This is a genomic window from Allobosea sp. 10N428 (assembly GCF_056394545.1).
This window is the reverse complement of sequence record NZ_JBFTIC010000004.1, coordinates 423,729-449,158: the sequence shown is the minus strand read 5'-3', so window position 1 is coordinate 449,158 and position 25,430 is coordinate 423,729. Positions and strand designations below refer to the sequence as shown.

Genomic DNA, 25,430 nt, shown 5'->3' with positions numbered 1-25,430 from the left:
CTTTGTGTTTCGGGGCGGTGCTTCAGGCCTTGTCGACGGCCTTCTTGACCGCGTCCTTGCCCTTGCCAAGTGCCTGCTGGGCCTCGCCCTTCAGTTCCTGAGCCTTGCCCTTGGCCTCCCATTCCGGCTTGTCGAGCGCCTTGCCAGCGGCCTGCTTGACGTTGCCGGCGGCCTCGTTGGCCATGCCTTTGATCTTGTCGGTCGTGCTACCCATTGCGTGGCTCCTCCTGGTTCCGGTGCGACCTCGGTCGCGTCCCTCCAAGAAACTGCACTGCGCCGGATCGGTTCCGGGCGACTACGCCGTCCCGCTTCCGCTCGCGGCGAGCGCGCGCAGCACCTCAGCCGTGGCCGTATCCGCCGGGAAGAACGTCTCCAGCGCCAGTTCGGACAGGGTGATGTCCACCGGCGTGCCGAAGACCGTCGTCGTCGAGATCAAAGACAGCACGGTTTCGCTGAGCCGCAACTGCATCGGCACGACGATGCCGGCTTCGGCGTCCGGATCGTGCCGCTCCTGTCCGGCCTTGCCGGGATGCGGATAGGTGGAGAGTTCTTCCAGCAGGGCGCCCAGCGTGCCGTCCGACGTGGCGCGGACCTGCTGGCGCAGCCTGGCGAGCAGATGGCCGCGCCATTCGTCGAGATTGACGATGAAGTGGGCGAGCCCGCCGGGGTGCAGCGACAGGCGCAGAACATTGACGGGTGGCTGCAATAGCGCCGCATCGGCGACGAGGCCGAGCAGCCGGGTCACCGCGCCATTGGCGGCGAGCAGCGTCCAGTGCCGGTCGACGGCGAGCGCCGGGTAGGGTTCGTGCCCCTTGAGGATCAAGTCGATCGCGCCCCTGGCGGCGTTCAGCGACGGATCTTCCAGTGAGCGCTCGGGATAGATCGGCGCATAGCCGGCCGCCAGCAGCAGGGCGTTGCGCTCGCGCAGCGGCACGGTGAGATGCTCGGCGAGCAGCAGCACCATCTCGCGGCTCGGGCGCGAGCGTCCGCTTTCGACGAAGCTCAGATGCTTCTGCGAGATCTCGGCTTCGAGCGCGAGGTCGAGCTGGCTGAAGCGGCGCAGCTGGCGCCAGTCGCGCAGCAGCGTACCGAAGGAGGGGGCGTGATGCTTGTTCATGGCAGGCAAGCTAGCGATCCCTGCGGGCCGTTCCAATTACCTCCCGCTTAATCGACGGGCTCTCCCGAAATCGGCAGCATTCCCCGCATCGAAACGGGCTGCCTGCCCATGAAACGGAAGGAGAATGCCATGTCGCTCATCCAACCCTCACCACTGCTGCGCAACGCCCTCGCGCTCGATGCCGCGGCCTGCGCCGGCATGGGCCTGCTGCTCGCTACGGCCGCCGGCCCGCTCGCCGCGCCCTTCGGCCTGCCGGAGGGGTTGCTGCGCGGAGCAGGCATCGTGCTGCTGCCTTGCGCGGCGCTGCTGGGCTTCTTCGCCAGCCGCACGATTCTGCCGCGCCTCGCCGTTTATGCGGTCATCGGCATCAACCTGCTCTGGATCGTCGACAGCATCGCGATCCTGCTGACGGGCTGGCTGGCACCGACCGGGCTCGGCATCGCCTTCGTGCTCGCCCAGGCCGCGGCAGTCGCCATCGTCACCGAGCTGGAGGTGATCGGCTTCCGGCGCTCGCCGGCCCACGATAATGCCGCATTGGGCGCAAGTCTTGGCTGACGCTGTCACGCGGCTGTCGCATGGGCTCTCTAGCCGCGGATATCCTTTTCCGTCAGCGGGTCCGTTCCATGCGCCAGCCTTTCGTCCTCGCGGCTCTCGCCTCCCTCCTCCTCGCCGGCACCGCCGGTGCGGAGCCGGTGTTCAACCGCATCGCCACCTTCTCCGTGCCGCAGAACCTGCCGGCCGACCGCGATCCCGCCAAGAAGACCGTCTCCGAGATCATCGCAGCCAGCGAGGACGGCATGCTGCTGGCCTATACCGATGGCGAGCAGAAGGCGCTCGGCATCATCGACATCGCCGACCCGGCCAATCCGAAGCCGGCCGGCTTCGTGCCGCTCGACGGTGAATCCACCTCGGTCACGATCCTCGGCGACAAGGCCTTCGTCGCCGTCGTCACCTCCGGCGACAATTTCAAGGAGCCGGCCGGCCATCTCGCCACAGTCGACCTGAAGACCAGGCAGGTCGTGGCGAAATGCGATCTCGGCGGCCAGCCGGATTCGGTGACGCTCACCAAGGACAAGGGCAAGATCGTCATCGCCATCGAGAACGAGCGCGACGAGAAGCTCAACAAGGGCGCCTTGCCGCAGCTCCCCGCCGGCAATCTCACCTTGATCGGCATCAAGGATGGCGCCATCGACTGCGCCACCCGCCAGATCGTCGACCTGACCGGCCTCGCAACCGTCGAGCCGACCGATCCGGAGCCGGAATTCGTTGACGTCAATCAGGACGGGCTCATCGTGGTGACGCTGCAGGAGAACAGCCACCTCATCATCGTCGATTCGAAGACGGGCAAGGTGGTGACGCATTTCTCGGCAGGCAGCGTCGATCTCAAGAACATCGACAAGACCCGCGACGGCAAGATCAGCCCGACCGAGGAGCTGAAGGGCGTTGCGCGCGAGCCCGACGCCGTGCGCTGGATCGACAACGACCGCTTCGTCACCGCCAATGAGGGCGATTGGAAGGGCGGCTCGCGCGGCTTCACGATCTTCCGCAAGGACGGCACGGTGGAGTTCGATTCCGGCTCTGACGTGGACCACCTCGCCATGCGGCTCGGCCACTATCCCGAGAAGCGCTCGGCCGCCAAGGGCAGCGAGCCCGAGGGCATCGAGGTCGCGACCTACGGCAACGACCGGCTGATCTTCGTCGGGCTGGAGCGCGCCTCGCTGGTGCTGGTCTACAAGGACGAAGGACCCGGCAAGGCGCCGCGCTTCCTGCAGGCCCTGCCGACCGGCATCGGTCCGGAGGGGCTTCTCGCCATCCCGCAGCGCGACCTTTTCGTTTCGGCTTCGGAAACCGACGTCGGCGAGAAGGGCGGCGCGCGTTCGGCGGTGATGATCTATCGCCGCGCCGAGCAGGCCGCGGCTTACCCGACCATCCAGTCGCAGAACGAGAACGGCCTGCCGATCGGCTGGGGTGCGCTCTCCGGCCTTGCAGCGGATCGCACCGCGCCGGGCAAGCTCTTCTCGGTCACCGACAGCGTCTACACGCCCTCGCGCATCCTCGAGATCGACGCGACGCAGAAGCCCGCCCGCATCATCGGCGCGATCACCGTGACCAAGGGCGGCAAGCCCGCTTCCTATGATCTCGAAGGCATTGCGACCCGCGAGGGCGGTGGCTTCTGGCTGGCCTCCGAGGGCAATCCCGAGAAGAAAGATGCGCCGCTCGCCGACATTCTGCTGCGCGTCTCCACGAAGGGCGAGGTCGAGGAGGAGATCGTCCTGCCGGAAGCTTTGGCGAAGCATGCGGTCCGCTTCGGCTTCGAGGGCGTGGCCGTGACCGGCACGGGCACCGAGGAGACCGTCTGGCTTGCGGTGCAGCGCGAGTGGAAGGACGATCCGAAGGGCAAGACCAAGATCCTCTCCTACAAGCCGGCGACGAAAGAATGGGGCGTGCTGCATTACCCGCTCTCCCAGCCGGCCGCCGGCTTCTGGATGGGCCTCTCCGAGCTGGTTGCCCTTGGCGACGACCGTTTTGCCGTGATCGAGCGGGACAACGGCTTCGGCGCCAAGGCGGCGAAGACGCTCCAGACCTTCTCGGTGAAGGGCCTGAAGCCCGCCGCCATTGGCGCGGCGGACATCCCGACCGTCGCGAAGACCCTGCTGCGCAACCTGACGCCCGATCTGACGAAGGCCGGCGGCTACGGTCTCGACAAGGTCGAGGGCATGGCCGTCGACAAGGCCGGGCACCTCTTTGTCGTCACCGACAATGACGGCGTCGACGATTCCTCCGGCGAGACCCAGTTCTTCGCCTTCGGCAAGATCGGCAACTGACGAGCCGCCTGCGTCATTCCCGGGCGAAGCGAAGCGCAGACCCGAGAACCTCATGACCGGAGGACGCTGGTTTCCGAGATGGTCTGGTCAAGCCCGACCATGACGCATGATAAAAAAAGCCCCGGATGCGATGCATCCGGGGCAAGGCGCCTGGCCCATGAAGAAGCCAGGTGGGAGGAGACGGTCACCAGCCGGCGAGCACGGCGCCCTTGTAGCGCTCGGCGATGAAGCTCTTGATCTCCGGGCTCTGATAGACTTCGACCAGCGTCTTGACCCAGGGCTTGTCCTTGTCGGCGGTGCGGACTGCGATCAGGTTGACATAGGGACCCTTGGCATCCTCGCGCAGGATGGCCGAGGCCGGGTCGATCTTGGCGTCGACGGCGTAGTTGGTGTTGATCGCGGCGGCGGCGACGTCGGCCAGCGAACGCGGCGTCTGGGCGGCCTCGAGCTCGATGATCTTGAACTTCTTCGGGTTGCCGGTGATGTCGGCCACGGTCGGCTTGAAGCCGACGCCGTCCTTCAACTTGATCACGCCCTTGTCCTGCAGCAGCAGCAGCACGCGCCCGCCATTGGTCGGGTCGTTCGGGATGGCGATGGTGGCGCCGTCCGGGATCTCGGCCCAGCTCTTGTACTTCGACGAGTAGATGCCGATGGGGAAGTTCACGGTGAGGCCGACCTTGACGATCTTGTAGCCGCGATCCTTCACCTGATTGTCGAGATAGGGTTCGTGCTGGAAGGAGTTGGCGTCCAGCTCACCGGCGTCGAGCGCCTGGTTCGGCACGACATAATCGGAGAACTCGGTGATCTTGAGGTCGAGGCCCTTTTGCGCAGCGAGCGGCTTCACCTTCTCGAGGATCTCGGCATGAGGGCCGGGCGTGACGCCGATCCGGAGCACCTGGTTCTGCTGGGCGAAGGCGGGGCCGGCTGCGAGCGCCAGGGCGAGACCGGCTGCGAGCGCGGCGCGGCGGCTGAAAGAGGTCGTCATGGTCGTGGTTTCCTTCGGTATGAAGCGGATGAAAATGATCAGGCGTGGCGCAGGCGCTTGTTCAGGCGGCGCGCCAGGCGGTCGCCGAAGCTCTGCACGAGCTGGACGAGAACGATGAGTACGGCGACGACGGTCGCCATCACGTCGGGCATGAAGCGCTGGTAGCCGTAGCGGATGCCGAGATCGCCGAGTCCGCCGCCGCCGACCGCGCCGACCATCGCGGAGAAGCCGATCAGGCTGACCACGGCGAGGGTGAGGCCGAGCACGATGGCCGGCAGCGCCTCGGGCACCAGCACCTTGCGGACGATCTGGATGGGCGTTGCCCCCATGGCGCGCGCGGCCTCGACCAGACCCTGATCGACCTCGCGCACCGCGCCTTCGATCAACCGGGCGATGAAGGGGGTCGAGGCGACGGTCAGCGGCACGATCGCCGCGGCGGTGCCGATCGACGTCCCGGCGAGCAGCCGCGTGAACGGGATGATCGCGACGACGAGGATGATGAAGGGCGTCGAGCGGGTGGCGTTGACCAGCACGCCGAGCAAGGCATTGGCGGCGGGTGCGGCGAACAGCTCGCCGCGCTTGCTGGTGGCAAGGAAGACCCCGAGCGGCAGGCCGAGCAGCGTGCCGATGCCGGCCGAGACGGCGACCATGGCGAGCGTGTCGAGCGTCGACTGCCAGATCAGGCGGATGAGTTCAGGAGACATGGCCGATAACCTCCGCCTTGAGCCCGAGGCTCTTCAGGGCGCCGAGCACCGCGTCGCTTTCCGGCGCGCGCGAGGGCACCGAGACGAGCAGGCTGCCGAAGGGCTGGCCGGCGATGGCGTCGATCCGCCCGGCCAGGATGTTGACGTCGACGCCGACGACCGCGCTGAGCCGGCTGATCACCGGTGCCGTCGCGTTCTCGCCGATGAAGGTGATGCGCAGCACGAGATTGTCGCCCGGGCGCGCCTGCGTGCGGATGCGGCCGGCGAGATGCTCGGGCACCTCGACGCCGGTGACGGCCTCGACGAAGCGCGCCGTGGTCGGGTGCTGCGGGTTGGTGAAGACGGAGAAGGTTTCGCCCTGCTCGACGATGCGCCCGCCCTCGATCACCGCGACGCGGTCGCAGATCTCCTTGATGACGGGGATCTCGTGGGTGATCAGCAGGATCGTGATCCCGAGCTCTCGATTGACTTGGCGCAGCAGCGCCAGGATCGAGCGGGTCGTCTCCGGGTCGAGCGCCGAGGTCGCCTCGTCGCAGAGCAGCACCTTCGGATCGGTGGCGAGCGCGCGGGCGATGCCGACGCGCTGCTTCTGCCCGCCCGAGAGTTCCGCCGGATAGCGCGCGCTCTTGTCGGCAAGACCGACGAGCTCGAGCAGCCGCTCGACCTTGGCGGTGATCTCGGCGCGCGGCGTGCCGGCGATCTCCAGCGGCAGCGCGACATTGTCGAAGACGGTGCGCGAAGACAGGAGGTTGAAGTGCTGGAAGATCATGCCGATGCGGCGGCGCTGCGCCCGCCAGCCGGCCTCGGTCAGCTTGGTGACCTCCTGGCCTTCGATCAGGATGCGGCCGGCGGTGGCGCGCTCCAGCCCGTTGACGAGGCGGATCAGGGTCGACTTGCCGGCGCCGGAGCGGCCGATCACGCCGAGGATGCTGCCGGCGGGCACGTCGAGATCGATGCCGGCGAGCGCGCTCACGGGCTGCTGGCCGCTGCGTGCCGCATAGGTCTTGCCGACCTGCTCGAAACGAATCGCGGGCTCGGCCATGGCGACTGGCAGGGCGCCGGCGCTCAACGCGCCAGGGCTGACGGGGGCGTTCATCATGTCCTCAGAAGTGGGTGTGGCAGGACCAGTGCGCGATACCGAGCTGCTCGATGGTAACGTCATGGATCGAGCGGCGCCGATCGTCCGAGCGCGCGGCGTCGAGCGGGTCGAAGGCTGCCGGCACCGCCCGGTTGAACCAGGCGGCGACGGCCTTCCAGAGCGATGACAGGACTTGCATCACCGCCTCACGAGGCCAGCCGGAGCGGGCTGTGGCGGGGCCGCCGGGCGAGGCGGCGCGCCGCGCTCTCTGCCGCGCCGGGCGTGGCGAAGCGCTGCCCCTCCAGGGCTTGGAAGGCCGAGGAGGCGGCGATGAAGGTGAAGTCGCGCTCATCGGCGCGCCGGCTGACGAGGCCGATCTGGTCCTCGCCAAGCTCGATGACATAGGCTTGCAGCGCCGGGCTAGGCCGGCTGGAAACGGAATGAAACTGGGACATGGCTCTGCCTTTTGCCGCATCTGGCGGCGTGTTCGTCGAAGCGATCGGGTGAAACCGGCCTATCGGCCTTGCGATCTCAGCGTCGACAACAGCAGGGGGCCGGGTGGAAGCGCGTTTGGCTTCGGCTCATTCTCGCAACGGTCATGTCAGTCTCCTCAATCTGGAGCCCACGACCCAGTCGTGGCGCTTTAGCGTTTGGTGACGCGGCGCAAGCTGCTGCTCAAATCTCCGCGGTATCCGGATCGCTCCGGAGACAATGTGCAATCTGGCGGCGATCGTCCTATTTGTCAATCGCTTCGTTCTTTTAAAGAAACCGCAGACCAGAGAAGAATATTCTCCGGCGCTCGTTACCCGCCGGCGATGATGCGGCAATGAGCTGCTTGACGGAGCCCTGGAAGGGGCGCCATCTGCGGCCCATGCCGGCTCGTGCCACCTTTCTCGATCGCCTGCGCCGCTCCGGCCTCGGAGTCTGGCTTGCGGTTGCCTATGGCTGGGGCGCGCTTGTTCTGGCAATCGCGCCGGCTTCGGCGCTGGCGCCCTTCACGGCAAGAGACGGCGCCGTCCTCTGTTCCGGCGCTCCGGTGCCCGCGGAAGGTGCGCCGGCCCCGGCCGGCGATCTCGCCCATTGCAAAGGCTGTCCGCTCAATCCCGTGCTGGCCGGTCCGCCATGGGGCGATCTGTTCTTCGCCGCGCGTTCCATCGCCAGGCTGGCCTCGCTGCGCCCGGTCGCCGAAGGCGTGGCGCATGGTTTCGCTGTCGGCCTTGCGGATTCGCGCGCTCCGCCCGCGGCCTGACGCTTCCCGCCGCCTGCCGATATCCCGCCGGCCATCGACGCCGGCGCATTTGCCATTCGGGCTGCTCAGCAGTCCTTTCCGCTCAGGACACAAGCCATGAAGCTTTCCCTTTCGCTCGCGACGGCCGTGCTCGCGCTTTCGGCCACCATGGCCTCCGCCCACGACTTCAAGGCGGGCGCGCTGAAGATCGGCCATCCCTGGTCGCGGGCCACCCCGGCCGGCGCCAAGGTCGGCGGCGGCTATCTCAGCATCGAAAACACCGGAACCACGCCCGATCGGCTGGTCTCGATCTCCGTTCCCTTCGCCGCTCGCGCGGAAATCCATGAGATGGCGACCAAGGACGGCATCATGACCATGCGCCCGCTGGAGCAGGGCGTGGAGGTTCCGGCTGGCGCCAAGGTCGAGTTCAAGCCCGGCGGCTACCACATCATGTTCATGGAGCTGAAGCAGCAGCTGAAGCAGGGCGAGATGATGAAGGGCACGCTGACCTTCGAGAAGGCAGGCTCGGTCGATGTCGAGTTCAAGGTGGATTCGATTGCCGCCAAGGGCGGCGAAGGCGAGCACAAGGGCCACTGAGCCCCGTTTCCCGCGCATCATGCTCGGGCGTGACCCGGGCATCTTTTGCCGGCGATTCCCGGGGCGCCGCCCTGCGGCGCCCCGGGAATGACGGTCTGCCCGCTCAGAGCTTCGCGCGCGGATCGTGCTTCGCGATCCGGGACAGCAGATAGTCGACCTCGGCCTTGGCAGCTACGCTCAAGGCGGCGCCCGGCTTGCGCTGGGCGTCATGGCTGAGGATGCCGCGCTTCATCATCGTGTATTTGCGCACGGCGAGCCCGACGCCCTGCTGCTGCTCGTAGCGCATCAGCGGCAGATGAGCGTCGAAGATGTCATGGGCCTTGTCGCGCTTGCCGGCCTTCTGCAGCTTGACCACGTCGATCAGGAGTTCCGGGAAGGCATAGCCGGTATTGGCGCCGTCGGCGCCGCGTTCCATCTCGAAATCGAGGAAGAGCCCGCCATTGCCGGTCACGATCGAGATTGGGCGCAGCGAGCCCTCTTTCTGGAACTTGCGCAGCGCCGAGATCTTCTCCAGCCCCGGCCAGTCCTCGTGCTTCAGCATCACGCAGGAGGGGTTGTCCATGACGATCTTGCGGATCACCGCCGGCGTCATCACCACCGAGAGCGTCAGCGGATAATCCTGGATGACGAAGGGGATGTCGGTGCCGATCGCCTCGACAGCCTGGGCGTAGTAGCCGGTGATCTGGTCGTCGGTGCGCAGGGCGGGCGGCGGGGCGATCATCACGCCGCCGGCGCCGAGGTCCATCACCTGCCGCGCGAGCGAGCGCATCGCCGCGAAACCGGGCGCGGAGACCCCGACGATGATCGGCTTGCCGCCCATCTTGGCGACGGCGCGCTTGACCAGCTCGACCGACTCCTCGGGCTCGAGCTTGGGCGCCTCGCCCATGATGCCGAGCACGGTGACGCCGTCGGAGCCGATGCCCTGGTAGAATTCGAAGAGCCGGTCGGCCGAGGTCCAGTCGATGCTGCCGTCCGGGTTGAACGGCGTCGGCGCGATCGGGAAGACGCCGCTGGCGTCGGAGGTCAGGCGCATGGTTTCTGCTCTCGGTCTTGTCGGGGAGGAAGGCTGGAACCTCGTCATGGTCGGGCTTGACCCGACCATCTCGGAAACCAGCGGGGCTGGTCATGAGATTCTCGGGGCGAGCCCGAGAATGACGCCTCAGACTATGCGGGTTCGGACCGTGCCGACGCCGGCGATCTCGCCTTCGAGCACGTCGCCCTTGCCGACGGCGGCAACGCCTTCCGGCGTACCGGTGAAGATCAGGTCCCCGGGCTTGAGCTCGACCAGGCCCGAGAGATAGGAGATCGTCTCCTCGACGTTCCAGATCTGCTTGGCGAGGTCGGAGCTCTGGCGCACGACGCCGTTGACGGTGAGTTCGATCTTGCCGGCGCTCGGATGGCCGGCCTGGCTCGCGGGAACGATCTCGCCGATTGGCCCGGAGAGGTCGAAGCCCTTCGACATGTCCCAGGGGCGCCCGGCCTTCTTGGCGGCGGCCTGCAGGTCGCGGCGGGTCATGTCGAGCCCGGCCGCGTAGCCATAGACATGGGCGAGCGCCTCGGCTTCGGGGATGTCCTTGCCGCCTGTGCCGATGGCGACGACCAGTTCCATCTCATGATGGAGATCCTTCGTCTTCGTCGGATAGGGCATGTCGGCGCCGTTGGCGAGCAGCGCGTCGGCCGGCTTGGTGAAGAAGAAGGGCTCTTCGCGGGCGGGATCGCCGCCCATCTCGCGGGTGTGCTCGGCGTAGTTGCGGCCGACGCAGAAGACGCGCCGCACCGGGAAGGAGCCGCCCCCAGCGACCGGAACGGCCGTGATGGCCTGCGGATCGATCACATAGTTGCTCATCGGGCGGTTCCCTCGGTCGTTAAAGTTCAGAACATTGCTGCGGCAAAAAACCGGCATCCACCTTTGCGCGCAATGCCCTGGCACCTGCTTGCGCTGTTCATGCGGGAGGCGCGCGCCGTCCGCAAGCAGCTTGGACCCTCACCGGGCCTGCGTGGGCGGCATTGCAGGCGCTCTTCGCATGCGCGGAATGGTTTGTGCGGCGCGTCATTGCAACCACCGCGATTTGCCTCCTACACTGCCGTGCCGGGCTGGTCCGGCAAGCCTCAAGGAAGGAGCGGCATGTGAGTACGGGAACCGTGAAATGGTTCAACGAGACCAAGGGCTACGGCTTCATTACGCCCGACGAGGGCGGCGGCGACATCTTCGTGCATGTCAGCGCAGTGACGCGCGCGGGGCTGCGTGGCCTGAACGAAGGCCAGAAGGTCAGCTACGACCTCGAGCCTGATCGCAAGACCGGCAAGAGCGCTGCGGTGAATCTGAAGGTCGCTTAGGGCAGGCAGCGACAGCGGGAAGGCGATGGCGGCGCCGTTCCCGAGCCACGGCGAATCTCTTTCGCTCGCGAGCGGACTGAAGGCGATTCCAGGCATGCCCGTCGCCGTTGGCGACGGATTCGGAAGGGAGCCGCTCAGGCGCGGCCCGGCGCCGGATGGAACAGCCGGCCCTTTTCCACGATCAGCACGATGACGAGCGCGGCGATGCCGCAGAGTGCGAAGCCCAGCGTCAGCGGGATGACCGTGCCGTTGAAGTGCTGGCCGATATAGAAGCCCAGAAGCGCGCCGATCACTGTGGTGACGAAGCCCTGCACCGAGGATGCCGTCCCCGCGACATGGCCGAGTGGCTCCATCGCCATGGCTCCAAAATTCGGGCCGAGCAGGCCGAAGCAGAACATGGCGCCGCCCTGCAGGATCGCGAAGCTCCACAGCGACTCATGGCCCGCCAGGGCGAGGAGCGCATGCAGGCTTGTCAGCGCGATGTAGCCCAGCAGCGCCGTATGCGAGACCCGGCGCATGCCCAGCCGCCCGACGATGCGGGAGTTCAGCAGCGAGGATGCCGCCATGAACATCGCGATCAGCGCGAAGACGGTGGTGAACAGTTCGGGTGTATGGAAGACGTCGACGAAGACCTGCTGCGCCGAATTGATGAAGCCGAACAGCCCGCCGAGCACGAAGGCCATCGCCAGCATGTAGCCGACGCCGATGCGGCTCGTCAGCGTGGTGCGAAAGGCGGCGGCGACGCTCCGGGGGGCGATCGGCTTGCGGTCTTCCGGATGCTGGGTTTCGGGCAGCTTCACCGCGACCCAGACGAGCACGGTGGCGCCGAAGGCGGTCAGCACGCCGAAGATCCAGCGCCAGGGCGCCACCCACAGGATCGCCTGGCCGATCGACGGGGCGAGGATCGGCACGGCCAGGAAAACGATCATGGCGAGCGACATCACCCGCGCCATGTCGCGCCCGGAATAACAATCGCGCACGATCGAGACGACGAGCACGCGCGTCGCCGCGGCGCCGACCCCTTGCACCACGCGCGCCGCCATCATCGCCTCGAACGAGCCGGCGAATGCCGCGGCGATGCTGGCGAAGACGTAGACGATCAGGCCGGCGAGCAGCACCGGCCTGCGGCCGTAGCGGTCGGAAATCGTGCCGTAGAAGATCTGCGAGACGCCGAAGCCGAGCAGATAGGCCGTGATGATCCACTGCCGCTGGTTGGCCTCGGCGATGCCCAGCGCCTCGGCCATTTGCGGCAAGGCCGGCAGCATGGAGTCGATCGCCAGCGCGTTGGTGGCCATCAGCGCGGCGGTGAGGCCTACGAAGGGATAGAAGCCCATGCCGTGGCGCGGCCGGGCGATGGCGGACATGTCGTTCATGGCGATCGCGAAAGCTGGCCCGGCGGCTGCGAGCGGAGGGCAGCGGCAGGCAATGATCAGGCGGCAGCATTAAACCTGCCGACAGGGGAGCGGCAACCCGCCCTGCCGGCCATGCGCCATGCGCCGGGCGCGCTTCCCGCTTCAGCCGGCCTTTTGCATCTCGGCCATCAGCGCATTGTCGATGTCGTCGGCCCGCTTGGCGGCTGGCCTGCCAGCCAGTCTTGCGCCATAGGCCTCGAAAGCCGGCCGCTTCTCGATCGTGCCGAACTGCAGCCCCCACTGGACCTGCGAGCCGACATAGACGTCGGCGGCGCTGAAGCGCTCGCCGAGCAGGTATGGCCCCTGGCTGACGGCCTGTTCGAGCGTGTCCATCACATCCGCATAGGTGCCGTAGCCGATCGCACGGGCCCGATCGGGCGGCACTTCGAGGCCGAAGGCCTTGTTGCTGACGGCGGCCTCGACCGGCCCGGCCGTAAAGAACAGCCAGCGATAGTAAGGGCCGCGCAGCCGGCTGGTCGGCTCCGGCGCCAGCCCCGCCTGCGGGAAGGCATCGGCGAGATAGGCGCAGATCGCCGCGCATTCGGTGACCACGGTGTCGCCATGGACGAGCGTCGGCACCTTCCCCATCGGGTTGAGCGCCTTGTATTGCGCGCTCTTCATCGGCGCGCCGAAGCCGAGGATCTCGGCCCGGTAGGGTTGGCCGACCTCTTCCACCATCCAGCGCGCGATCCGGCCGCGCGACATGGGATTCGTGTACAGCACGAGTTCGTCTGTCATGGATATTGCCTCCTTGCGGTGCGGTGTCGCTCTAGCGCTGTCGCGATGCTGTCAGGATACATCGCCTGACGGCGCCGGTTTGAACTGCTATCCTTGCTGCGAAACAGGACGGGAGCATGAACGAATCATCGGCATTGCGCAGCGTCTCCGTGAGTGAAGGGCGGATGGCGATCGAGGGCTCGTTGGCCCGCTACGTCCAGGGCTCGGCCCGGCGCTTTCGGCTGCAGGCCGCGGCGCTTCGCATCGTCGGCGGCTTCGAGAGTCGCGATGGGCGCCTCGAGGACGCGCAGCGCATCCTTGCCGAGGCCCATGTGGCGGATGGCGTGCTCAGGCGCGCCGGCTTCGACGGCGAGGCCGAGGCGATCGCCCTCACCCTGCGCCCGCTTGCCGCGTCGAGCGAACAGCCGCGCCTCCTGCTGATGCTCGGCTATCGCGAAGAAGGCGGGGCCGAGCTGCCCTTTGCCGATGTGTTTCTGGCTCCCTCGGTGTTCGAGGCGCTCAAGGCCGACATGCTCGAAGGGCTTGCGCAGGAGCTCTCGCTCAGCGCGACGACGAGCCTCTGGGTGCGGGAGGAGGATCGCGAGCTGCCCGCCGGGAGCCCGGTCGGCTGGTATCTCGCGCCTGGGAGCGATGGAAAGGCCGCTATCCCGGCCCGTGGCTTCATCGACAGCATCGAATGGATGCCGAAGGTCCGTCTCGAGCCGTTGGCGGAGGCTGTGCCCGTGCACCGGGTTGCAGCCGAGCACGGTCACGAACCCGATGAGGATTGGCAGGAGAGCAGTGCCGAGCAGCTGCGCAAGATTAACTGGAGCTTCAGGCAGCTCCTGCTTCTCCTTGCCTTCCTGATGATCATCATCGCCCTGAAATAGCCGTGCGCCTCACGGCTCGTGGCGGCGGATCCGGCGGATGATCTCGTTCAGCGCCAGCATGGCCAGCGCCAGGATGAAGGGCAGGACGTAGTAGATCACCCGGAACATCAGCAGCGCTCCGAGCACCTGCTCGTAGGGAAGCCGGTTGAGCGCGACCAGCATCGTCGCCTCGAAGACCCCGAGGCCGCCGGGCGCGTGACTGGCGATGCCGATCAGGCAGGCGAAGATGTAGGCGGCCAGGAAGGTCGGGTAGTCGAGATTGTAGCCGCCCGGCAGCAGCACGAAGAGCACGGCTGCGGCGGCGCTGACTTCGCAGGCGCCGAGCGCCATCTGGCCGAGCGTGGTGCCCAGCCCCGGCAGATGAAGGTTCCAGCCCCGCACGCGCAAGCTGCGCTCGTCCGTTGCGATCCAGATCAGGTAGCCAATGATACCGAGCCCGACGAGGCCGCCGACGATCTGGACGACAAGTGGCGAGGTCCGCGCGAGCATGGCGACCGAATCGGCCGAATAGACCAGGCTGGCGCAGAGGATGGCGCCGAGCCCGAGCCAGAAGGTGATGCCCGCGATCACTGTCAGGCTCGCGACCTCCGAGGCCCGCACGCCTTTCGGCGAATAGATCCAGTAGCGCACCGTGCCGCCGGTCACGATCGGGAAGCCGAGTGTGAAGGACACCGAGTAGCTGGTGAAGGAGGCGAGCGCGGTGGTGCGGTAGGGGATCGAGAGTCCGAGCCGGCGCAGCGCCAGCGCATCGTATCCCGTGAGCAGGAGATAGCTCAGGGCCGTGAAACCGCAGGCCAGTCCGAGCTGGCGCAGGCTGGCATTGGCGAAGGCGCCGGCGAGCTGGCCGGGCTCCATCTGGCTGATGATGTGCCAGAGCACGACGAGCGAAGCGCCGAAGATGACCATGCTCGCCAGCGGGCCGAGCCACCACCAGCGGCTGCGCTTGCGCAGGTGCATTCCTGGCTCATGCGGGCCGAAAGACATGCGCTCTCTGGGTTGCGTGCCACAGCCGGATCGCGGCAGCACGGGGGGATGGGAGGGCGCGGCCGCGCCCCGGCCCGAGAGATAGCGCGTTGGCAGCGATGCACAAGCCGCTGCGGCGAATGAGCCCCATGAGGAGGCCGGTCGCGATAGCCGCCGCGAGCCGCGCACCATGCCCGAGCATCCGCGATGCTTCGATTGCGTCGAAGCCTGCCGGGCTCGGGCCGGCAAGTTTGGGATGGGGGGAACAGCCGCTGCTCGCCGGCGTTCAACGCTCGACTCCAGCAAGGGAGGCTCATCATGCCGCGCGGCGACAAATCAGCCTATACGGACAAGCAGAAGCGCAAGGCGGAGCATATCGAGGAAGGCTACCAGGAGCGCGGCGTCTCGCACGAGGAAGCCGAGCGCCGGGCCTGGGCTACCGTGAACAAGGAAAGCGGCGGCGGCAACAAGTCGGGCTCCGGCCGGGGCGAGCCCGACACCAATGTCTCCGCCAAGCGTGGCGGTCGGATCGGCGGCGAGGCCGCGGCCGCGCGCCCGAAGTCCGAGCGCTCGGCCTCGGCGAAGAAGGCGGCCGAGACGCGGAAGAAAAAGGCGTCCTGAACCGGGGCGGCTTGCCGCCCCGGAGTTGCCGGCCTCAGCCGCCGATGTTGAAGGAGGCCAGCGCCGCCATGTTGACGATGTCGGAATCCTTGGCGCCGAGCGGCACGATCTGCACGGGCTTGTCGAGGCCGACGATCAGCGGGCCGATCACGGTTGCGCCGCCGAGTTCCTGCAGCAGCTTTGTCGAGATCGAGGCCGAGTGGAAGGCCGGCATCACCAGCACGTTCGCCGGTCCCGACAGGCGGCAGAACGGATACTGGGTCATGATCTCGCGGTTGAGTGCGACATCTGCCGCCATCTCGCCATCATACTCGAAATCGACGCGCTGGCCGTCGAGGATCGCCACCGCCTCGCGCACCTTTTCGGAGCGCTCGCCGGCTGGATGCCCGAAGGTCGAGAAGGCGAGCATCGCCACCTTCGGCTCATAGCCGAGCCTGCGGCCGACGCCGGCTGCCTCGATCGCGATCTCGGAAAGCGCCAGAGCTGTCGGCATCTCGGTGATTGCGGTGTCGGCGACGAGGACGGTGCGGTCGCGCGAGATCACGATCGAGACGCCGATCACGCGATGGCCGGGCTTCTCGTCGATGACGCGGCGAACCTCCTCCAGCGCGATCGAATAGTTGCGGGTCACGCCCGTCACCATCGCGTCGGCATCGCCGAGCGCCACCATCGCCGCGGCGAAATGGTTGCGGTCCTGGTTGATCAGGCGCTGGCAGTCGCGGAAGAGATAGCCCTGCCGCTGCAGCCGCTCGTAGAGATACTGCGCATAGGCGCTGTTGCGGTGGGAGAGCCGGGCGTTCTGGATCGAGATGCCCTTGGCTTCGAGATCGACGCCGAGGAAGGTCGCGGTCTCGTAAATGCGCTCCTCGCGGCCGACGAGAATGGCCTGGCCCAGCTCCTGATTGACGAAGGACGCTGCGGCGCGGATGACCTGCTCCTCCTCGCCTTCGGCAAAGACGACGCGCTTCGGATAGCGCTTCACCCGCTCGAAGATGCGGTTGAGCGTGCCGGCGACCGGGTCGCGGCGGGCGGAGAGCTGCGCCTTATAGGCGGTCATGTCGACGATCGGCTTGCCGGCGACGCCGGATTCCATTGCCGCCTTCGCCACCGCCGCCGGCACGACCTGGATCAGGCGCGGATCGAACGGCACGGGGATGATGTAGTCCTTGCCGTAGCGCGGCCGCGCGCCTTGATAGGCTGCGGCAACCTCGTCGGGCACGTCCTCGCGGGCGAGCATCGCCAGCGACTCCGCTGCAGCGATCTTCATCTCCATGTTGATCGTGGTCGCCCGCACGTCGAGCGCGCCGCGGAAGATGAAGGGGAAGCCGAGGACGTTGTTGACCTGATTGGGATAGTCCGAGCGGCCGGTCGCCATGATCGCGTCGTCGCGGATCGCATGGACCTCCTCCGGCGTGATTTCCGGATCGGGATTGGCCATGGCGAAGATGATCGGGTTCGGCGCCATCGCGGCGACCATCTCCGGCGTCACCGCGCCCTTTTGCGACAGGCCGAAGAAGGCGTCGGCCCCGTCCAGCGCCTGCGCCAGCGTCCGCCTGTCGGTGATGGCGGCATGGGCCGACTTCCACTGGTTCATGCCCTCGGTGCGGCCCTGGTAGATCACGCCCTTGGTGTCGCAGAGGATGACGTTGTCGGGCTTGAAGCCCATCGCCTTCAGGAGCTCGATGCAGGCGATGGCGGCGGCGCCGGCGCCGTTGATGACGAGCTTGGTCGATGTGATGTCGCGTCCGGTCAGATCGAGTGCGTTGACCAGGCCGGCGGCGGCGATGATCGCGGTGCCGTGCTGGTCGTCGTGGAAGACCGGGATGTCCATCAATTCGCGCAGGCGCTGCTCGATGATGAAGCACTCGGGCGCCTTGATGTCCTCGAGGTTGATGCCGCCGAAGGACGGGCCGAGATACCGCACCGCGTCGATGAACTTGTCCGGGTCCTCCGTGTCGACCTCGAGGTCGATCGAGTCGACGTCGGCGAAGCGCTTGAACAGGACCGATTTGCCCTCCATCACCGGCTTGGAGGCGAGTGCGCCGAGATTGCCGAGGCCGAGGATGGCGGTGCCGTTCGAGATCACCGCGACGAGGTTCGAACGGGTCGTGTAGTCATAGGCGCGCGACGGGTCCTCCGCGATCGCCAGAACCGGCACGGCCACGCCCGGCGAATAGGCCAGCGAGAGGTCCCGCTGCGTCGCCATCGGCTTCGTCGGGACGATCTCCAGCTTGCCGGGACGGCCCTGCGAGTGGAACAGCAGGGCTTCCTGGTCCGTGAAGGTCGGGCGCGTTCTCTTGGTCGTCGGGCGGTCGTTCATCGAAGAGTCTTTTCTTGAGCGTTTCCTCGGGGGAACCGACCATACGGCCGCGCCCCACGGGACCACAAGCCGTTATAGGCCCACAGAACTCTTGCCGGGCAACGGTGGAATGGCGGCGGCGTCGGAAGGCTACAGGCGGTTGCGCACGCTGCGGACGAAATCACCGACATAGCGGTCGAGCGCTTCCGCCTGCTCGTCGACCCTGCGGGCGGCATCCGCCACGCCGACGGCGGCATCCCCGGTGACGCGCACCTCGGTGCCGACCGTGCTGACATTTGCGGTGACGGCGTCGGCGCTGAGAGCTACCGCCTGCGCATCGGCGGCAATGGTCGAGACGATGTCTGCCTGCCGGCTGACGACGGAGGCGATCGCGCCGGATGTCTGCTCGATCATGGTCATCGTGCCTTCGATATGGGCCACGGCCTGGACGGCGGCCGCGGCAGCACCGCGGATGCCGGAGAGGGTTTCGGCGATGTCGCGCGTTGCCTTCTGCGTCTGTTCCGCGAGCGTCTTGACCTCGCCCGCCACGACGGCGAAGCCACGCCCGGCGACACCTGCGCGCGCAGCCTCGATCGTGGCGTTCAGCGCCAGCAAATTGGTGCGGGCTGCGATCTCCTCGATGAAATCGAGCACCGCGCGCACCTTGTCGGCCGCCTCCGTCAACCCGGTGACGTCGCTTCGCGTGCTGCGGACATAGCTGGCGGCTGCGCGTACCGTTTCGTCGGCATGGCTGGTCTGGCGGGTGAGTTCCCGGATCGAGGCTTCGATCTCTTCCGCCGCGGTTGCGACGCTGCCGACCCGCTGCGATGCGCTTTCCGCCTCCCGGGTCACGCCTTCGGCACGCAGGGTCGTCGCGCTCGCGCTCTGCACCATCTGGCCGGCGGCGGCGCGCATGTCGCGCATCGAAACCCCGACATCGGCGAGCGCCTTGCCGACGGTGCGTTCCAGATTGCCGGCCAGTTCGTCGAGCGCGGTCTTGCGCAGCGTCTCGATTTCGGCACGGCGCGCCTCCAGCGTCTTCTCGGCGGTGATGTCGAGCAGGATGCCGTCCCAGATGAATGTTCCATCTGCAAGCCGGCGCCGCGTCGACTCGCTGCGAAGCCAGACCGTGCCGCCATCTGGAGCATGATAGCGCCCCTCGAAACGCCAGACATGGTCGTCGCCCGGCGTCTCGCGGCGCCGATCCTCGAAGCGCGCGCGATCCTCGGCGAACATCTTGCCGAGCCAGACTTCCGGATCCTTTTCGGCATCTTTCCGCGCGATGCCCAGCGCCTTGTCGATGGAGAATGACGCGAACTGGTAGGACAGTTTGCCGTCCGGCCTCAAAAGACATTGATAGAGCGTGCCGGGCGCCCGCTGGATCAGGGTCCGCAAGCGATAAGCCGTTTCGCGGCGGTCGTTGTCGTGGATGACGACGATGCCGGTGAGGATGATGCCGATCGTGCCCACTAGGATCATAGCTGGCACGGCCTCGCGCAGGAAGAGCTCTCCCGCGTCCCCCGGAATGAAAGGGGCCGAGGCCAGCAGGCAGAGGGCATCGAGCGAACTCAGCAGGATCAGGTCGCGTGGCATCAGCGGGCGTCGGCGCCGCGCCAGCCAGGCCGAGAAGGCGATTCCGATCAGCATGCGTAGCACGATGCCGCCGATTCCGGTCGCCATGCCGACGCCGCCTGCCAGGAAGCGCGCGACGACCAGCGGAGTGGCCGTCAGGAGGGCCGCCCAGGGCCCGCCGATCGGCCCGGCCAGGATGGCGAAGGTATTGCGTGAATCGATCAGCAGGCCGGGCTGGATCTCGACAGGGTTCGCCATGCTGACAAGCGCGCCGCCTGCGAACAACAGGCTCACGGCGCAGGGCCGTAGCCAGCCCCGTCCGCTGAACCAGGGGGCGATCACCGTCAGCACGAGCCCGGCGAAGAGCAGGAAGAACAGGCTCTGGACGAGATTGATCAGCAGCAATGTCGAGACCTTCGGCCGATTCGGCCGATGGACCTTGCTTTCAATTGTTGAAAGCCGTCCTAACGGATGGTCTTGGCGCCGCTTTTTGCTAGCGTGCCGGCCGATGCGTCACAGTTCCCCCAGCGAAGCCACCCTTTCCGCCGCGCCGGCCGCTGCCGCCGAACGCGTCACGCCGATGATGGCGCAGTACGTCGAGATCAAGGCTGCCAATCCGGACTGCCTGCTCTTCTATCGCATGGGCGATTTCTACGAGCTCTTCTTCAAGGACGCCGAGATCGCCTCGCGCACCCTCGGCATCGTGCTGACCAAGCGCGGCAAGCATCAGGGCGACGACATCCCGATGTGCGGCGTCCCGGTCGAGCGCGCCGACGACTACCTCCAGCGCCTGATCGCCGCCGGCCATCGCGTCGCCGTCTGCGAGCAGACCGAGGACCCGGCCGAGGCCAAGAAGCGCGGCGCCAAATCGGTTGTGAAGCGCGATGTGGTGCGCCTCGTCACCCCCGGCACCATCACCGAGGAGCGGCTGCTCGAGCCCGGCCGCGCGAGCCTGCTTGTCGCGGTCGCGCGCCGCAAGACGGGCGAGGCGGCCTCGCTCTACGGTCTCGCGGCGATCGACATCTCGACCGGTCGCTTCACGGTGATGGAGACGCCGCAGGAACGGCTCGCCATCGAGTTCTCGCGGCTGGAGCCGCGCGAGATCGTCTGCCCCGACGCGATCCATGATGATCCCGAACTCAAGGAGTTCTGGCGCGAGATCGCCGTGCCGGTGACGCCGCTCGCCCGCGACGGACTCGATGCGGCCTCGGCCGAGCGGCGCCTGAAGGAGTTCTTCGGCGTCGCTACGCTCGACGCCTTCGGCGTCTTCAGCCGCGCCGAGATCGCGGCGGCCGGTGCAGCGCTCGCCTATGTCGAGCGCACCCAGCTCGGAGCGCGCCCACCCCTTTCAGCCCCGGTGCGCGATTCCGGTTCGGCGACGATGCTGATCGACGCCGCCACCCGCGCCAATCTCGAATTGACGCGCACCCTCGGCGGCGAGAGGCAGGGCAGCCTGCTCGCGACGATCGACCGCACGGTGACGCCGGGCGGCGCGCGCCTGCTGGCCGAGCGCCTCGCCGGCCCGTTGACCGATGCGGCGGCGATCGCGGCGCGTCACGACGCGGTTGAATTCCTGGTGGCGGACGGCGCCCTGCGCGAGGATCTGCAGCAGGCGCTGGAAAAGGTGCCGGACGTCGCGCGTGGGCTGGCGCGGCTCTCGCTCGATCGCGGCGGCCCGCGTGACCTCGCTGCGCTCGGCGCCGGGCTCGACGCCGCCCGCGCGATCGCCGCCTTGCTCGTCCGGCGCGGCGAGCTACCGGCGGAGCTGTCCGGCGCGATGCAGGCGCTGGGCGAGAGCGATCCCGATCTGGCGGTTCGCCTTCTCGCGACGCTGGCCGACGAGCTGCCGCTCAACCGCCGCGACGGCCGCTTCGTGCGCGAGGGGCATGATCCGGTGCTCGACGAGCTGCGCCTCCTCCAGATCGATTCGCGCAAGGTCATCGCGCAACTGCAGGCCCGCTACGCGAGCGAAACCGGCTGCCGCACGCTGCGGATCAAGCACAATTCGATGCTCGGCTATTTCGTCGAGGTGCCGCAGGCGATGGGCGAGGACTTCCTGAAGGAGCCCTGGCGCGCGACCTTCGTGCATCGCCAGACCATGTCCGATGCGATGCGCTTCTCTTCGGTCGAGCTCGGCGAGCTCGAGGCCAAGATCGCCTCCGCGGCCGACCGGGCGCTCAGGCTCGAACTCGCCATCTTCGCCGGGCTCTGCGAAGCCGTGCTGGCCCAGGCCGAGCCGATCAAGGCCGCCGCGCTGGCATTGGCCGAACTCGACGTCGCCGCGGCCCTCGCCGATCTCGCCGCTCGCGAGGGCTGGAGCCGCCCGCAGATCGATGATGGCGTCGCCTTCACCATCGAGCGCGGCCGCCATCCGGTCGTCGAAGCCGCGCTCAAGCGGGACGGCAAGCCCTTCGTCGCCAACGATACCGAATTGTCGCCGCCCGGCACCGAGGCCAAGGGCGGGCGCATCTGCCTGATCACCGGCCCGAACATGGCCGGTAAATCGACTTTCCTGCGCCAGAACGCGCTGGTCGCGGTGCTCGCGCAGATGGGCTCCTTCGTGCCGGCGGCACGCGCCCATATCGGTATCGTCGACCGGCTATTCTCGCGCGTCGGCGCGGCCGACGATCTCGCCCGCGGCCGCTCGACCTTCATGGTCGAGATGGTCGAGACCGCCGCGATCCTGAATCAAGCCGGCCCGCGCGCGCTCGTCATCCTCGACGAGATCGGGCGGGGCACCGCGACCTTCGACGGTCTCTCCATCGCCTGGGCGGCGATCGAACATCTGCACGAGATCAACCGCTGCCGCAGCCTATTCGCCACCCATTACCATGAGCTGACCGCGCTCGGAGACCGGCTCGACCGGGTCGCCAACGCGACCGTCCGCGTCACCGAATGGAAGGGCGAGGTCGTCTTCCTGCACGAGGTCGTGCCGGGCGCGGCCGACCGCTCCTACGGCATCCAGGTCGCCAAACTCGCCGGCCTGCCGCCGGCCGTGGTCGAGCGGGCCCGCGCCATCCTCGGCGAATTGGAGAAGACCGAGCGCGAGAAGCCGGTCGCCTCGCTGGTCGATGATCTCCCGCTCTTCGCCGCGCCGCAGCGTCGTCCCGCGCCAGTCGTCGCCGAGGACGAGCCCGACGATTTGCGTGATGCCCTGGGCGGGATCGATCCGGACGAGATGACTCCGCGCGAGGCGCTCGAAGCGCTCTACCGGCTGAAAGGTTTGGCCTGAGTTTCTGTTCTAGCCCAGCCGCTTGATGCTGGTGATCGCGCCGAAGCTCTTCGTCAGGATGCGGTCGCGCGCTTCCCGCAGCGGCTCGCGATGGACCGTCATCGTGTAGCCGTTGGCATGCAGCAGCGTATCCGGGTCGGTCAGGATGCCGACATGGCCCTTCCAGAAGACCAGGTCGCCGCGCCTAAGCCCGGATAGGCTCTCATCGAGGGGAACGGCGCTGCCAAGTGCGGCTTCCAGCATGTCTGAATCGCGCGGCGAGGCGATGCCAGCAGCAGTGAGCGCAAGCTGTGTCAGCCCCGAGCAGTCGAGGCCCAGGCTCGTCTTGCCACCCCAGAGATAGGGTACGCCGAGGAAACGTTCGGCGACCGCGACGAAATCGGCTTCGAAGCGGTCGGCCGGGACGAGGTGCTTCAGGAAGACGTGCCCGCCATCGGCGAGGATGGCGAAGTCGCCCTTGGTCTCCAGCACGGCGACGCCTGCATTCAGCGAAAGCGATGCAAGCGGCGGCAGTTTGATCGAGGGGCCGGGATAGACGAAGGTCCTGAGCGCCGCGACACGATGCGTCGGCGCCGGCTGGTCGGGGCGCAGCGCGTCGTCGGGCAGGTAGCCGACATAGCCGTCCGTGGCGAGCTGGACCCAGGCCCATCCCTCTTCGCGCTCGTAGACATCAACCAGCTCGCCCGCGAGCGCCTCGGTATCGAGCGCGGCGTCAGGGCGCGGCTCACGTCGCAGCGGCGCCGAGGGAACAACGACGCGCATTGACTGCGCATCGGCGAAGCGAGCGGCCTCGACCTTCCCCGCGAGATGGCGGGCGGCGAGATCGGGGCGGAAGGCATGGATGCGGCGGTCGAGAATCGTCATGGGTGCAATCTAGAGCATCGTGCCGAAAAGTGGATCCGGTTTTCGGCAGAAAACGATGCGGCAACAAAGGGCTACGGTATCGGACCGGATTCCTGAAGCAGGTCTGATGCTGTAGCGGCGGCGAGGCCAGTGCCGGGAGAGCCGTCAGCTTCCGCCGATCTCCTTGGCATGTTCGGTGACGAGGTCGGCCAGTCTTTCGACCGCGAGCGCACCGGCAACAGTGCGCTGGATTACGACGTTGCGGCGGTCAGCCTCGTCGCGCTTGCGCGTCAGGAGCCCGAGCTTGCCGAGCGTATCGAGCGCGCGGGTGATGACCGGCTTGGTCACGCCGAGCTGCTTCGCAAGCCCCCGCACCGTATGCGGCGGCAGCTCGAGATAGACCGTCAGCAGGATCGCCGTCTGGCGCGCCGAGAGGTCGGCCTCGCTGTCCCGCACCAGATCGAGATGGACTTGCCGCCACAGTCTGAGCGCCTGCGAAGGCTTGATCTCGAGGGGCATGAAGGCACGGTTCCCGATCGTTACGGAGCCGTATCATTATCCCACGGTCGTGACGGCGCAATCGCCTTCGGCGATCAGCCTTAACCGGTTGGATAGAGCTGCTTCACCAGCGCATGGATCAGCCGCGCACCCTGGCATTCACCGCCCTCGGGCCGTCCCGGCTTGGGCGACGGGTTCCAGCCGTAGATGTCGAAATGCGCGTAGGATTCCGTCTTCTCGACGAAGCGGTTGAGGAAGAGCGCTGCCGTCACCGAGCCGGCCATGCCGCCGCTGGAGACGTGATTGACATCGGCGATCTTGGAATCGAGCAGGCCGTCATAGGGCCGCCAGAGCGGCATGCGCCAAACCGGGTCGTTTACCGCCATACCGATCCGCGCGATTTCCGCGGCGAGCCCTTCATCATGGGTGTAGAAGGGCGGCAGCTCAGGGCCGAGCGCAGTGCGTGCCGCGCCGGTCAGCGTGGCGAAATCGATCAGCAGCTCCGGCATCTCCTCGTCGGCGAGCGTCAGCGCATCGGCCAGGATCAGCCGGCCTTCCGCGTCGGTATTGCCGATCTCGACCGAGAGGCCCTTGCGGCTCGCCAGCACATCGCCGGGCCGGAACGCATTGCCCGAAACGGCGTTCTCGACCGCCGGAACCAGCAGCCGCAGCCGCACCGGCAGTTTCGCCAGCATGATCATCCGCGCCGCTGCGATCGCCGCTGCCGCGCCGCCCATGTCCTTCTTCATCAGCAGCATCGAGGCGTCGGGCTTGAGGTTGAGCCCACCCGTGTCGAAGGCGACGCCCTTGCCGACCAGCGTGACTTTGGGATGGGCCGGATCACCCCAGACCAGATCGACGAGTCGCGGTGCCCGCGTCGAGGCACGGCCGACCGCATGGATCATCGGGAAATTCCGCGCGATCAGGTCGTCCCCGACGATGCTGGTGATCGTTGCGCCGCATTCGGCGGCGAGCCCGCGGATCGCCGCCTCGATTTCGCCCGGCCCCAGCGCATTGGCCGGCGTGTTGATGAGATCGCGCGCCAGTGCGGCCGACTCAGCGATCAGGCTGATCTCCTGGCCGTGGACGCCGTCCGGCAGAGACAGGCGCGCCCGCGGCGGCTTCGGCTTGCGGTAGCGGTCGAAGCGATAGCCCTGCAGCAGCCAGCCGAGCGCGGCGAGCCCGGGATCGTCGATCTCGCCTTCCAGAGCAAAGTCGCCCGCCGGCAGCAGGGCTGCCAGCCGCGCCGGCCCGAAAGGATCGCTCTGCCGCCGCGCGGTTTCGACACCAAGGAGAACGGCCGCGAGTGTCCCTTGCGAATCCGGAAGGAGGCAATGCTGGCCGGCACCGGCCGCGAAGCCCTGCGCGAGGGCGAAATTGCGATGGGTAGGGGAAAGCCGCGTCTGCAAGGCCGGCCAGCTCTCGGCAGAAACCACGTGAATCGGAACGGCGGTGTCGGCGGTGGGGATCAGAAGACTGTTCACGGGTCGGTCGATCGGTTCTGGGACAGCG

General features: G+C 67.5%; 25 protein-coding genes. 8 read left to right on the top strand and 17 right to left on the bottom strand.

All coding sequences use genetic code 11. The features are described from left to right. Positions 1 to 22: 22 nt before the first annotated feature. Both AC1DDA_RS16130 and AC1DDA_RS16125 read right to left on the bottom strand, forming a co-directional pair. Positions 23 to 214, bottom strand: a complete 192-nt coding sequence (locus AC1DDA_RS16130; RefSeq protein ID WP_441509831.1) for a CsbD family protein — start codon at positions 212 to 214, stop codon at positions 23 to 25. 81 nt (positions 215 to 295) lie between these two features. Continuing rightward, positions 296 to 1,117, bottom strand: coding sequence for a helix-turn-helix domain-containing protein (locus AC1DDA_RS16125; RefSeq protein WP_476796506.1), 822 nt, complete (start codon positions 1,115 to 1,117; stop codon positions 296 to 298). A gap of 129 nt (positions 1,118 to 1,246) precedes the next feature. On the opposite strand from AC1DDA_RS16125, the gene AC1DDA_RS16120 reads away from it, so the two are divergent. Next, on the top strand, positions 1,247 to 1,672 hold the full coding sequence (locus AC1DDA_RS16120; protein ID WP_441509829.1) for a hypothetical protein: 426 nt from the start codon (positions 1,247 to 1,249) through the stop codon (positions 1,670 to 1,672). Between the two features lie 68 nt (positions 1,673 to 1,740). Beyond that, on the top strand, positions 1,741 to 3,942 hold the full coding sequence (locus tag AC1DDA_RS16115) for an esterase-like activity of phytase family protein (protein ID WP_476796505.1): 2,202 nt from the start codon (positions 1,741 to 1,743) through the stop codon (positions 3,940 to 3,942). Between the two features lie 184 nt (positions 3,943 to 4,126). Here the strand turns inward: AC1DDA_RS16115 and AC1DDA_RS16110 are convergent, their stop codons facing one another. From AC1DDA_RS16110 to AC1DDA_RS16090, 5 genes are read right to left on the bottom strand one after another with little or no spacing between them, the layout of a single operon-like run. Continuing rightward, positions 4,127 to 4,927 (bottom strand): MetQ/NlpA family ABC transporter substrate-binding protein, encoded by an 801-nt coding sequence (locus tag AC1DDA_RS16110; RefSeq protein ID WP_476796504.1) that lies wholly within the window; start codon positions 4,925 to 4,927, stop codon positions 4,127 to 4,129. Positions 4,928 to 4,965: 38 nt separating this feature from the next. Further along, complete coding sequence (locus AC1DDA_RS16105) at positions 4,966 to 5,631, bottom strand: methionine ABC transporter permease (protein WP_441509826.1); 666 nt, start codon at positions 5,629 to 5,631, stop codon at positions 4,966 to 4,968. Next, positions 5,621 to 6,727, bottom strand: coding sequence for a methionine ABC transporter ATP-binding protein (locus AC1DDA_RS16100; RefSeq protein ID WP_476796503.1), 1,107 nt, complete (start codon positions 6,725 to 6,727; stop codon positions 5,621 to 5,623). Before AC1DDA_RS16100 ends, AC1DDA_RS16105 begins: the two co-directional genes overlap by 11 nt. A gap of 7 nt (positions 6,728 to 6,734) precedes the next feature. Then, positions 6,735 to 6,908, bottom strand: coding sequence for a hypothetical protein (locus AC1DDA_RS16095; protein WP_476796502.1), 174 nt, complete (start codon positions 6,906 to 6,908; stop codon positions 6,735 to 6,737). A 7-nt stretch (positions 6,909 to 6,915) separates the two neighbouring features. Beyond that, entirely contained in the window at positions 6,916 to 7,164 is a 249-nt protein-coding gene (locus tag AC1DDA_RS16090; RefSeq protein ID WP_476796501.1) for a hypothetical protein, read from the bottom strand. A gap of 371 nt (positions 7,165 to 7,535) precedes the next feature. On the opposite strand from AC1DDA_RS16090, the gene AC1DDA_RS16085 reads away from it, so the two are divergent. Beyond that, positions 7,536 to 7,958 carry a hypothetical protein gene (locus AC1DDA_RS16085; protein ID WP_476796500.1) on the top strand — a complete coding sequence of 141 codons (423 nt, stop codon included), beginning with the start codon at positions 7,536 to 7,538 and terminating at the stop codon, positions 7,956 to 7,958. 96 nt (positions 7,959 to 8,054) lie between these two features. After that, on the top strand, positions 8,055 to 8,534 hold the full coding sequence (locus AC1DDA_RS16080; RefSeq protein WP_476796499.1) for a copper chaperone PCu(A)C: 480 nt from the start codon (positions 8,055 to 8,057) through the stop codon (positions 8,532 to 8,534). Between the two features lie 103 nt (positions 8,535 to 8,637). Here the strand turns inward: AC1DDA_RS16080 and AC1DDA_RS16075 are convergent, their stop codons facing one another. Then, the gene (locus AC1DDA_RS16075) at positions 8,638 to 9,567 is read right to left on the bottom strand and encodes a dihydrodipicolinate synthase family protein (RefSeq protein ID WP_476796498.1); all 930 of its coding nucleotides are present in this window, start codon (positions 9,565 to 9,567) and stop codon (positions 8,638 to 8,640) included. A gap of 126 nt (positions 9,568 to 9,693) precedes the next feature. Beyond that, positions 9,694 to 10,380, bottom strand: coding sequence for a fumarylacetoacetate hydrolase family protein (locus AC1DDA_RS16070; protein WP_476796497.1), 687 nt, complete (start codon positions 10,378 to 10,380; stop codon positions 9,694 to 9,696). 281 nt (positions 10,381 to 10,661) lie between these two features. On the opposite strand from AC1DDA_RS16070, the gene AC1DDA_RS16065 reads away from it, so the two are divergent. Then, positions 10,662 to 10,871 (top strand): cold-shock protein, encoded by a 210-nt coding sequence (locus tag AC1DDA_RS16065; RefSeq protein ID WP_149131593.1) that lies wholly within the window; start codon positions 10,662 to 10,664, stop codon positions 10,869 to 10,871. 134 nt (positions 10,872 to 11,005) lie between these two features. On the opposite strand, the gene AC1DDA_RS16060 is transcribed toward AC1DDA_RS16065, so the two are convergent. Together AC1DDA_RS16060 and AC1DDA_RS16055 are read right to left on the bottom strand one after the other, a co-directional pair. Then, positions 11,006 to 12,244 carry a multidrug effflux MFS transporter gene (locus AC1DDA_RS16060; protein ID WP_441509819.1) on the bottom strand — a complete coding sequence of 413 codons (1,239 nt, stop codon included), beginning with the start codon at positions 12,242 to 12,244 and terminating at the stop codon, positions 11,006 to 11,008. Positions 12,245 to 12,385: 141 nt separating this feature from the next. Continuing rightward, positions 12,386 to 13,021, bottom strand: a complete 636-nt coding sequence (locus AC1DDA_RS16055; protein WP_476796496.1) for a glutathione S-transferase family protein — start codon at positions 13,019 to 13,021, stop codon at positions 12,386 to 12,388. 116 nt (positions 13,022 to 13,137) lie between these two features. On the opposite strand from AC1DDA_RS16055, the gene AC1DDA_RS16050 reads away from it, so the two are divergent. Continuing rightward, positions 13,138 to 13,890 (top strand): hypothetical protein, encoded by a 753-nt coding sequence (locus AC1DDA_RS16050; protein ID WP_476796495.1) that lies wholly within the window; start codon positions 13,138 to 13,140, stop codon positions 13,888 to 13,890. A gap of 9 nt (positions 13,891 to 13,899) precedes the next feature. Here the strand turns inward: AC1DDA_RS16050 and AC1DDA_RS16045 are convergent, their stop codons facing one another. Then, positions 13,900 to 14,847, bottom strand: a complete 948-nt coding sequence (locus AC1DDA_RS16045; RefSeq protein ID WP_441509816.1) for a lysylphosphatidylglycerol synthase domain-containing protein — start codon at positions 14,845 to 14,847, stop codon at positions 13,900 to 13,902. Between the two features lie 324 nt (positions 14,848 to 15,171). On the opposite strand from AC1DDA_RS16045, the gene AC1DDA_RS16040 reads away from it, so the two are divergent. Continuing rightward, complete coding sequence (locus tag AC1DDA_RS16040; protein WP_476796494.1) at positions 15,172 to 15,474, top strand: plasmid stabilization protein; 303 nt, start codon at positions 15,172 to 15,174, stop codon at positions 15,472 to 15,474. Between the two features lie 34 nt (positions 15,475 to 15,508). On the opposite strand, the gene AC1DDA_RS16035 is transcribed toward AC1DDA_RS16040, so the two are convergent. Then, a complete protein-coding gene (locus tag AC1DDA_RS16035; RefSeq protein WP_476796493.1) occupies positions 15,509 to 17,794 on the bottom strand; it encodes an NADP-dependent malic enzyme in 2,286 nt (761 codons plus the stop codon). Positions 17,795 to 17,923: 129 nt separating this feature from the next. Next, positions 17,924 to 19,750, bottom strand: coding sequence for a methyl-accepting chemotaxis protein (locus tag AC1DDA_RS16030; RefSeq protein ID WP_476796492.1), 1,827 nt, complete (start codon positions 19,748 to 19,750; stop codon positions 17,924 to 17,926). A gap of 103 nt (positions 19,751 to 19,853) precedes the next feature. Between AC1DDA_RS16030 and mutS the strand changes: the two genes are divergently transcribed. After that, on the top strand, positions 19,854 to 22,577 hold the full coding sequence (gene mutS / locus AC1DDA_RS16025; protein WP_476796491.1) for a DNA mismatch repair protein MutS: 2,724 nt from the start codon (positions 19,854 to 19,856) through the stop codon (positions 22,575 to 22,577). 9 nt (positions 22,578 to 22,586) lie between these two features. Here the strand turns inward: mutS and AC1DDA_RS16020 are convergent, their stop codons facing one another. The 3 genes from AC1DDA_RS16020 to AC1DDA_RS16010 form a co-directional block, all read right to left on the bottom strand. Further along, positions 22,587 to 23,441, bottom strand: a complete 855-nt coding sequence (locus AC1DDA_RS16020; RefSeq protein WP_476796490.1) for a C40 family peptidase — start codon at positions 23,439 to 23,441, stop codon at positions 22,587 to 22,589. Between the two features lie 144 nt (positions 23,442 to 23,585). Next, positions 23,586 to 23,939: a MarR family winged helix-turn-helix transcriptional regulator gene (locus AC1DDA_RS16015; RefSeq protein WP_441509810.1), complete on the bottom strand. Its 354-nt coding sequence runs from the start codon at positions 23,937 to 23,939 to the stop codon at positions 23,586 to 23,588. 80 nt (positions 23,940 to 24,019) lie between these two features. Then, positions 24,020 to 25,402 (bottom strand): leucyl aminopeptidase family protein, encoded by a 1,383-nt coding sequence (locus tag AC1DDA_RS16010; protein WP_476796489.1) that lies wholly within the window; start codon positions 25,400 to 25,402, stop codon positions 24,020 to 24,022. Positions 25,403 to 25,430 lie beyond the last annotated feature (28 nt).

What these genes read in the sequence shown, in the direction of transcription:
- AC1DDA_RS16130 (WP_441509831.1), bottom strand. Translation starts at nt 214, where the DNA reads ATGGGTAGCACGACCGACAAGATCAAAGGCATGGCCAACGAGGCCGCC.
- AC1DDA_RS16125 (WP_476796506.1), bottom strand. Translation starts at nt 1,117, where the DNA reads ATGAACAAGCATCACGCCCCCTCCTTCGGTACGCTGCTGCGCGACTGG.
- AC1DDA_RS16120 (WP_441509829.1), top strand. Translation starts at nt 1,247, where the DNA reads ATGTCGCTCATCCAACCCTCACCACTGCTGCGCAACGCCCTCGCGCTC.
- AC1DDA_RS16115 (WP_476796505.1), top strand. Translation starts at nt 1,741, where the DNA reads ATGCGCCAGCCTTTCGTCCTCGCGGCTCTCGCCTCCCTCCTCCTCGCC.
- AC1DDA_RS16110 (WP_476796504.1), bottom strand. Translation starts at nt 4,927, where the DNA reads ATGACGACCTCTTTCAGCCGCCGCGCCGCGCTCGCAGCCGGTCTCGCC.
- AC1DDA_RS16105 (WP_441509826.1), bottom strand. Translation starts at nt 5,631, where the DNA reads ATGTCTCCTGAACTCATCCGCCTGATCTGGCAGTCGACGCTCGACACG.
- AC1DDA_RS16100 (WP_476796503.1), bottom strand. Translation starts at nt 6,727, where the DNA reads ATGAACGCCCCCGTCAGCCCTGGCGCGTTGAGCGCCGGCGCCCTGCCA.
- AC1DDA_RS16095 (WP_476796502.1), bottom strand. Translation starts at nt 6,908, where the DNA reads ATGCAAGTCCTGTCATCGCTCTGGAAGGCCGTCGCCGCCTGGTTCAAC.
- AC1DDA_RS16090 (WP_476796501.1), bottom strand. Translation starts at nt 7,164, where the DNA reads ATGTCCCAGTTTCATTCCGTTTCCAGCCGGCCTAGCCCGGCGCTGCAA.
- AC1DDA_RS16085 (WP_476796500.1), top strand. Translation starts at nt 7,536, where the DNA reads ATGAGCTGCTTGACGGAGCCCTGGAAGGGGCGCCATCTGCGGCCCATG.
- AC1DDA_RS16080 (WP_476796499.1), top strand. Translation starts at nt 8,055, where the DNA reads ATGAAGCTTTCCCTTTCGCTCGCGACGGCCGTGCTCGCGCTTTCGGCC.
- AC1DDA_RS16075 (WP_476796498.1), bottom strand. Translation starts at nt 9,567, where the DNA reads ATGCGCCTGACCTCCGACGCCAGCGGCGTCTTCCCGATCGCGCCGACG.
- AC1DDA_RS16070 (WP_476796497.1), bottom strand. Translation starts at nt 10,380, where the DNA reads ATGAGCAACTATGTGATCGATCCGCAGGCCATCACGGCCGTTCCGGTC.
- AC1DDA_RS16060 (WP_441509819.1), bottom strand. Translation starts at nt 12,244, where the DNA reads ATGAACGACATGTCCGCCATCGCCCGGCCGCGCCACGGCATGGGCTTC.
- AC1DDA_RS16055 (WP_476796496.1), bottom strand. Translation starts at nt 13,021, where the DNA reads ATGACAGACGAACTCGTGCTGTACACGAATCCCATGTCGCGCGGCCGG.
- AC1DDA_RS16050 (WP_476796495.1), top strand. Translation starts at nt 13,138, where the DNA reads ATGAACGAATCATCGGCATTGCGCAGCGTCTCCGTGAGTGAAGGGCGG.
- AC1DDA_RS16045 (WP_441509816.1), bottom strand. Translation starts at nt 14,847, where the DNA reads ATGCACCTGCGCAAGCGCAGCCGCTGGTGGTGGCTCGGCCCGCTGGCG.
- AC1DDA_RS16040 (WP_476796494.1), top strand. Translation starts at nt 15,172, where the DNA reads ATGCCGCGCGGCGACAAATCAGCCTATACGGACAAGCAGAAGCGCAAG.
- AC1DDA_RS16035 (WP_476796493.1), bottom strand. Translation starts at nt 17,794, where the DNA reads ATGAACGACCGCCCGACGACCAAGAGAACGCGCCCGACCTTCACGGAC.
- mutS (WP_476796491.1), top strand. Translation starts at nt 19,854, where the DNA reads ATGCGTCACAGTTCCCCCAGCGAAGCCACCCTTTCCGCCGCGCCGGCC.
- AC1DDA_RS16020 (WP_476796490.1), bottom strand. Translation starts at nt 23,441, where the DNA reads ATGACGATTCTCGACCGCCGCATCCATGCCTTCCGCCCCGATCTCGCC.
- AC1DDA_RS16015 (WP_441509810.1), bottom strand. Translation starts at nt 23,939, where the DNA reads ATGCCCCTCGAGATCAAGCCTTCGCAGGCGCTCAGACTGTGGCGGCAA.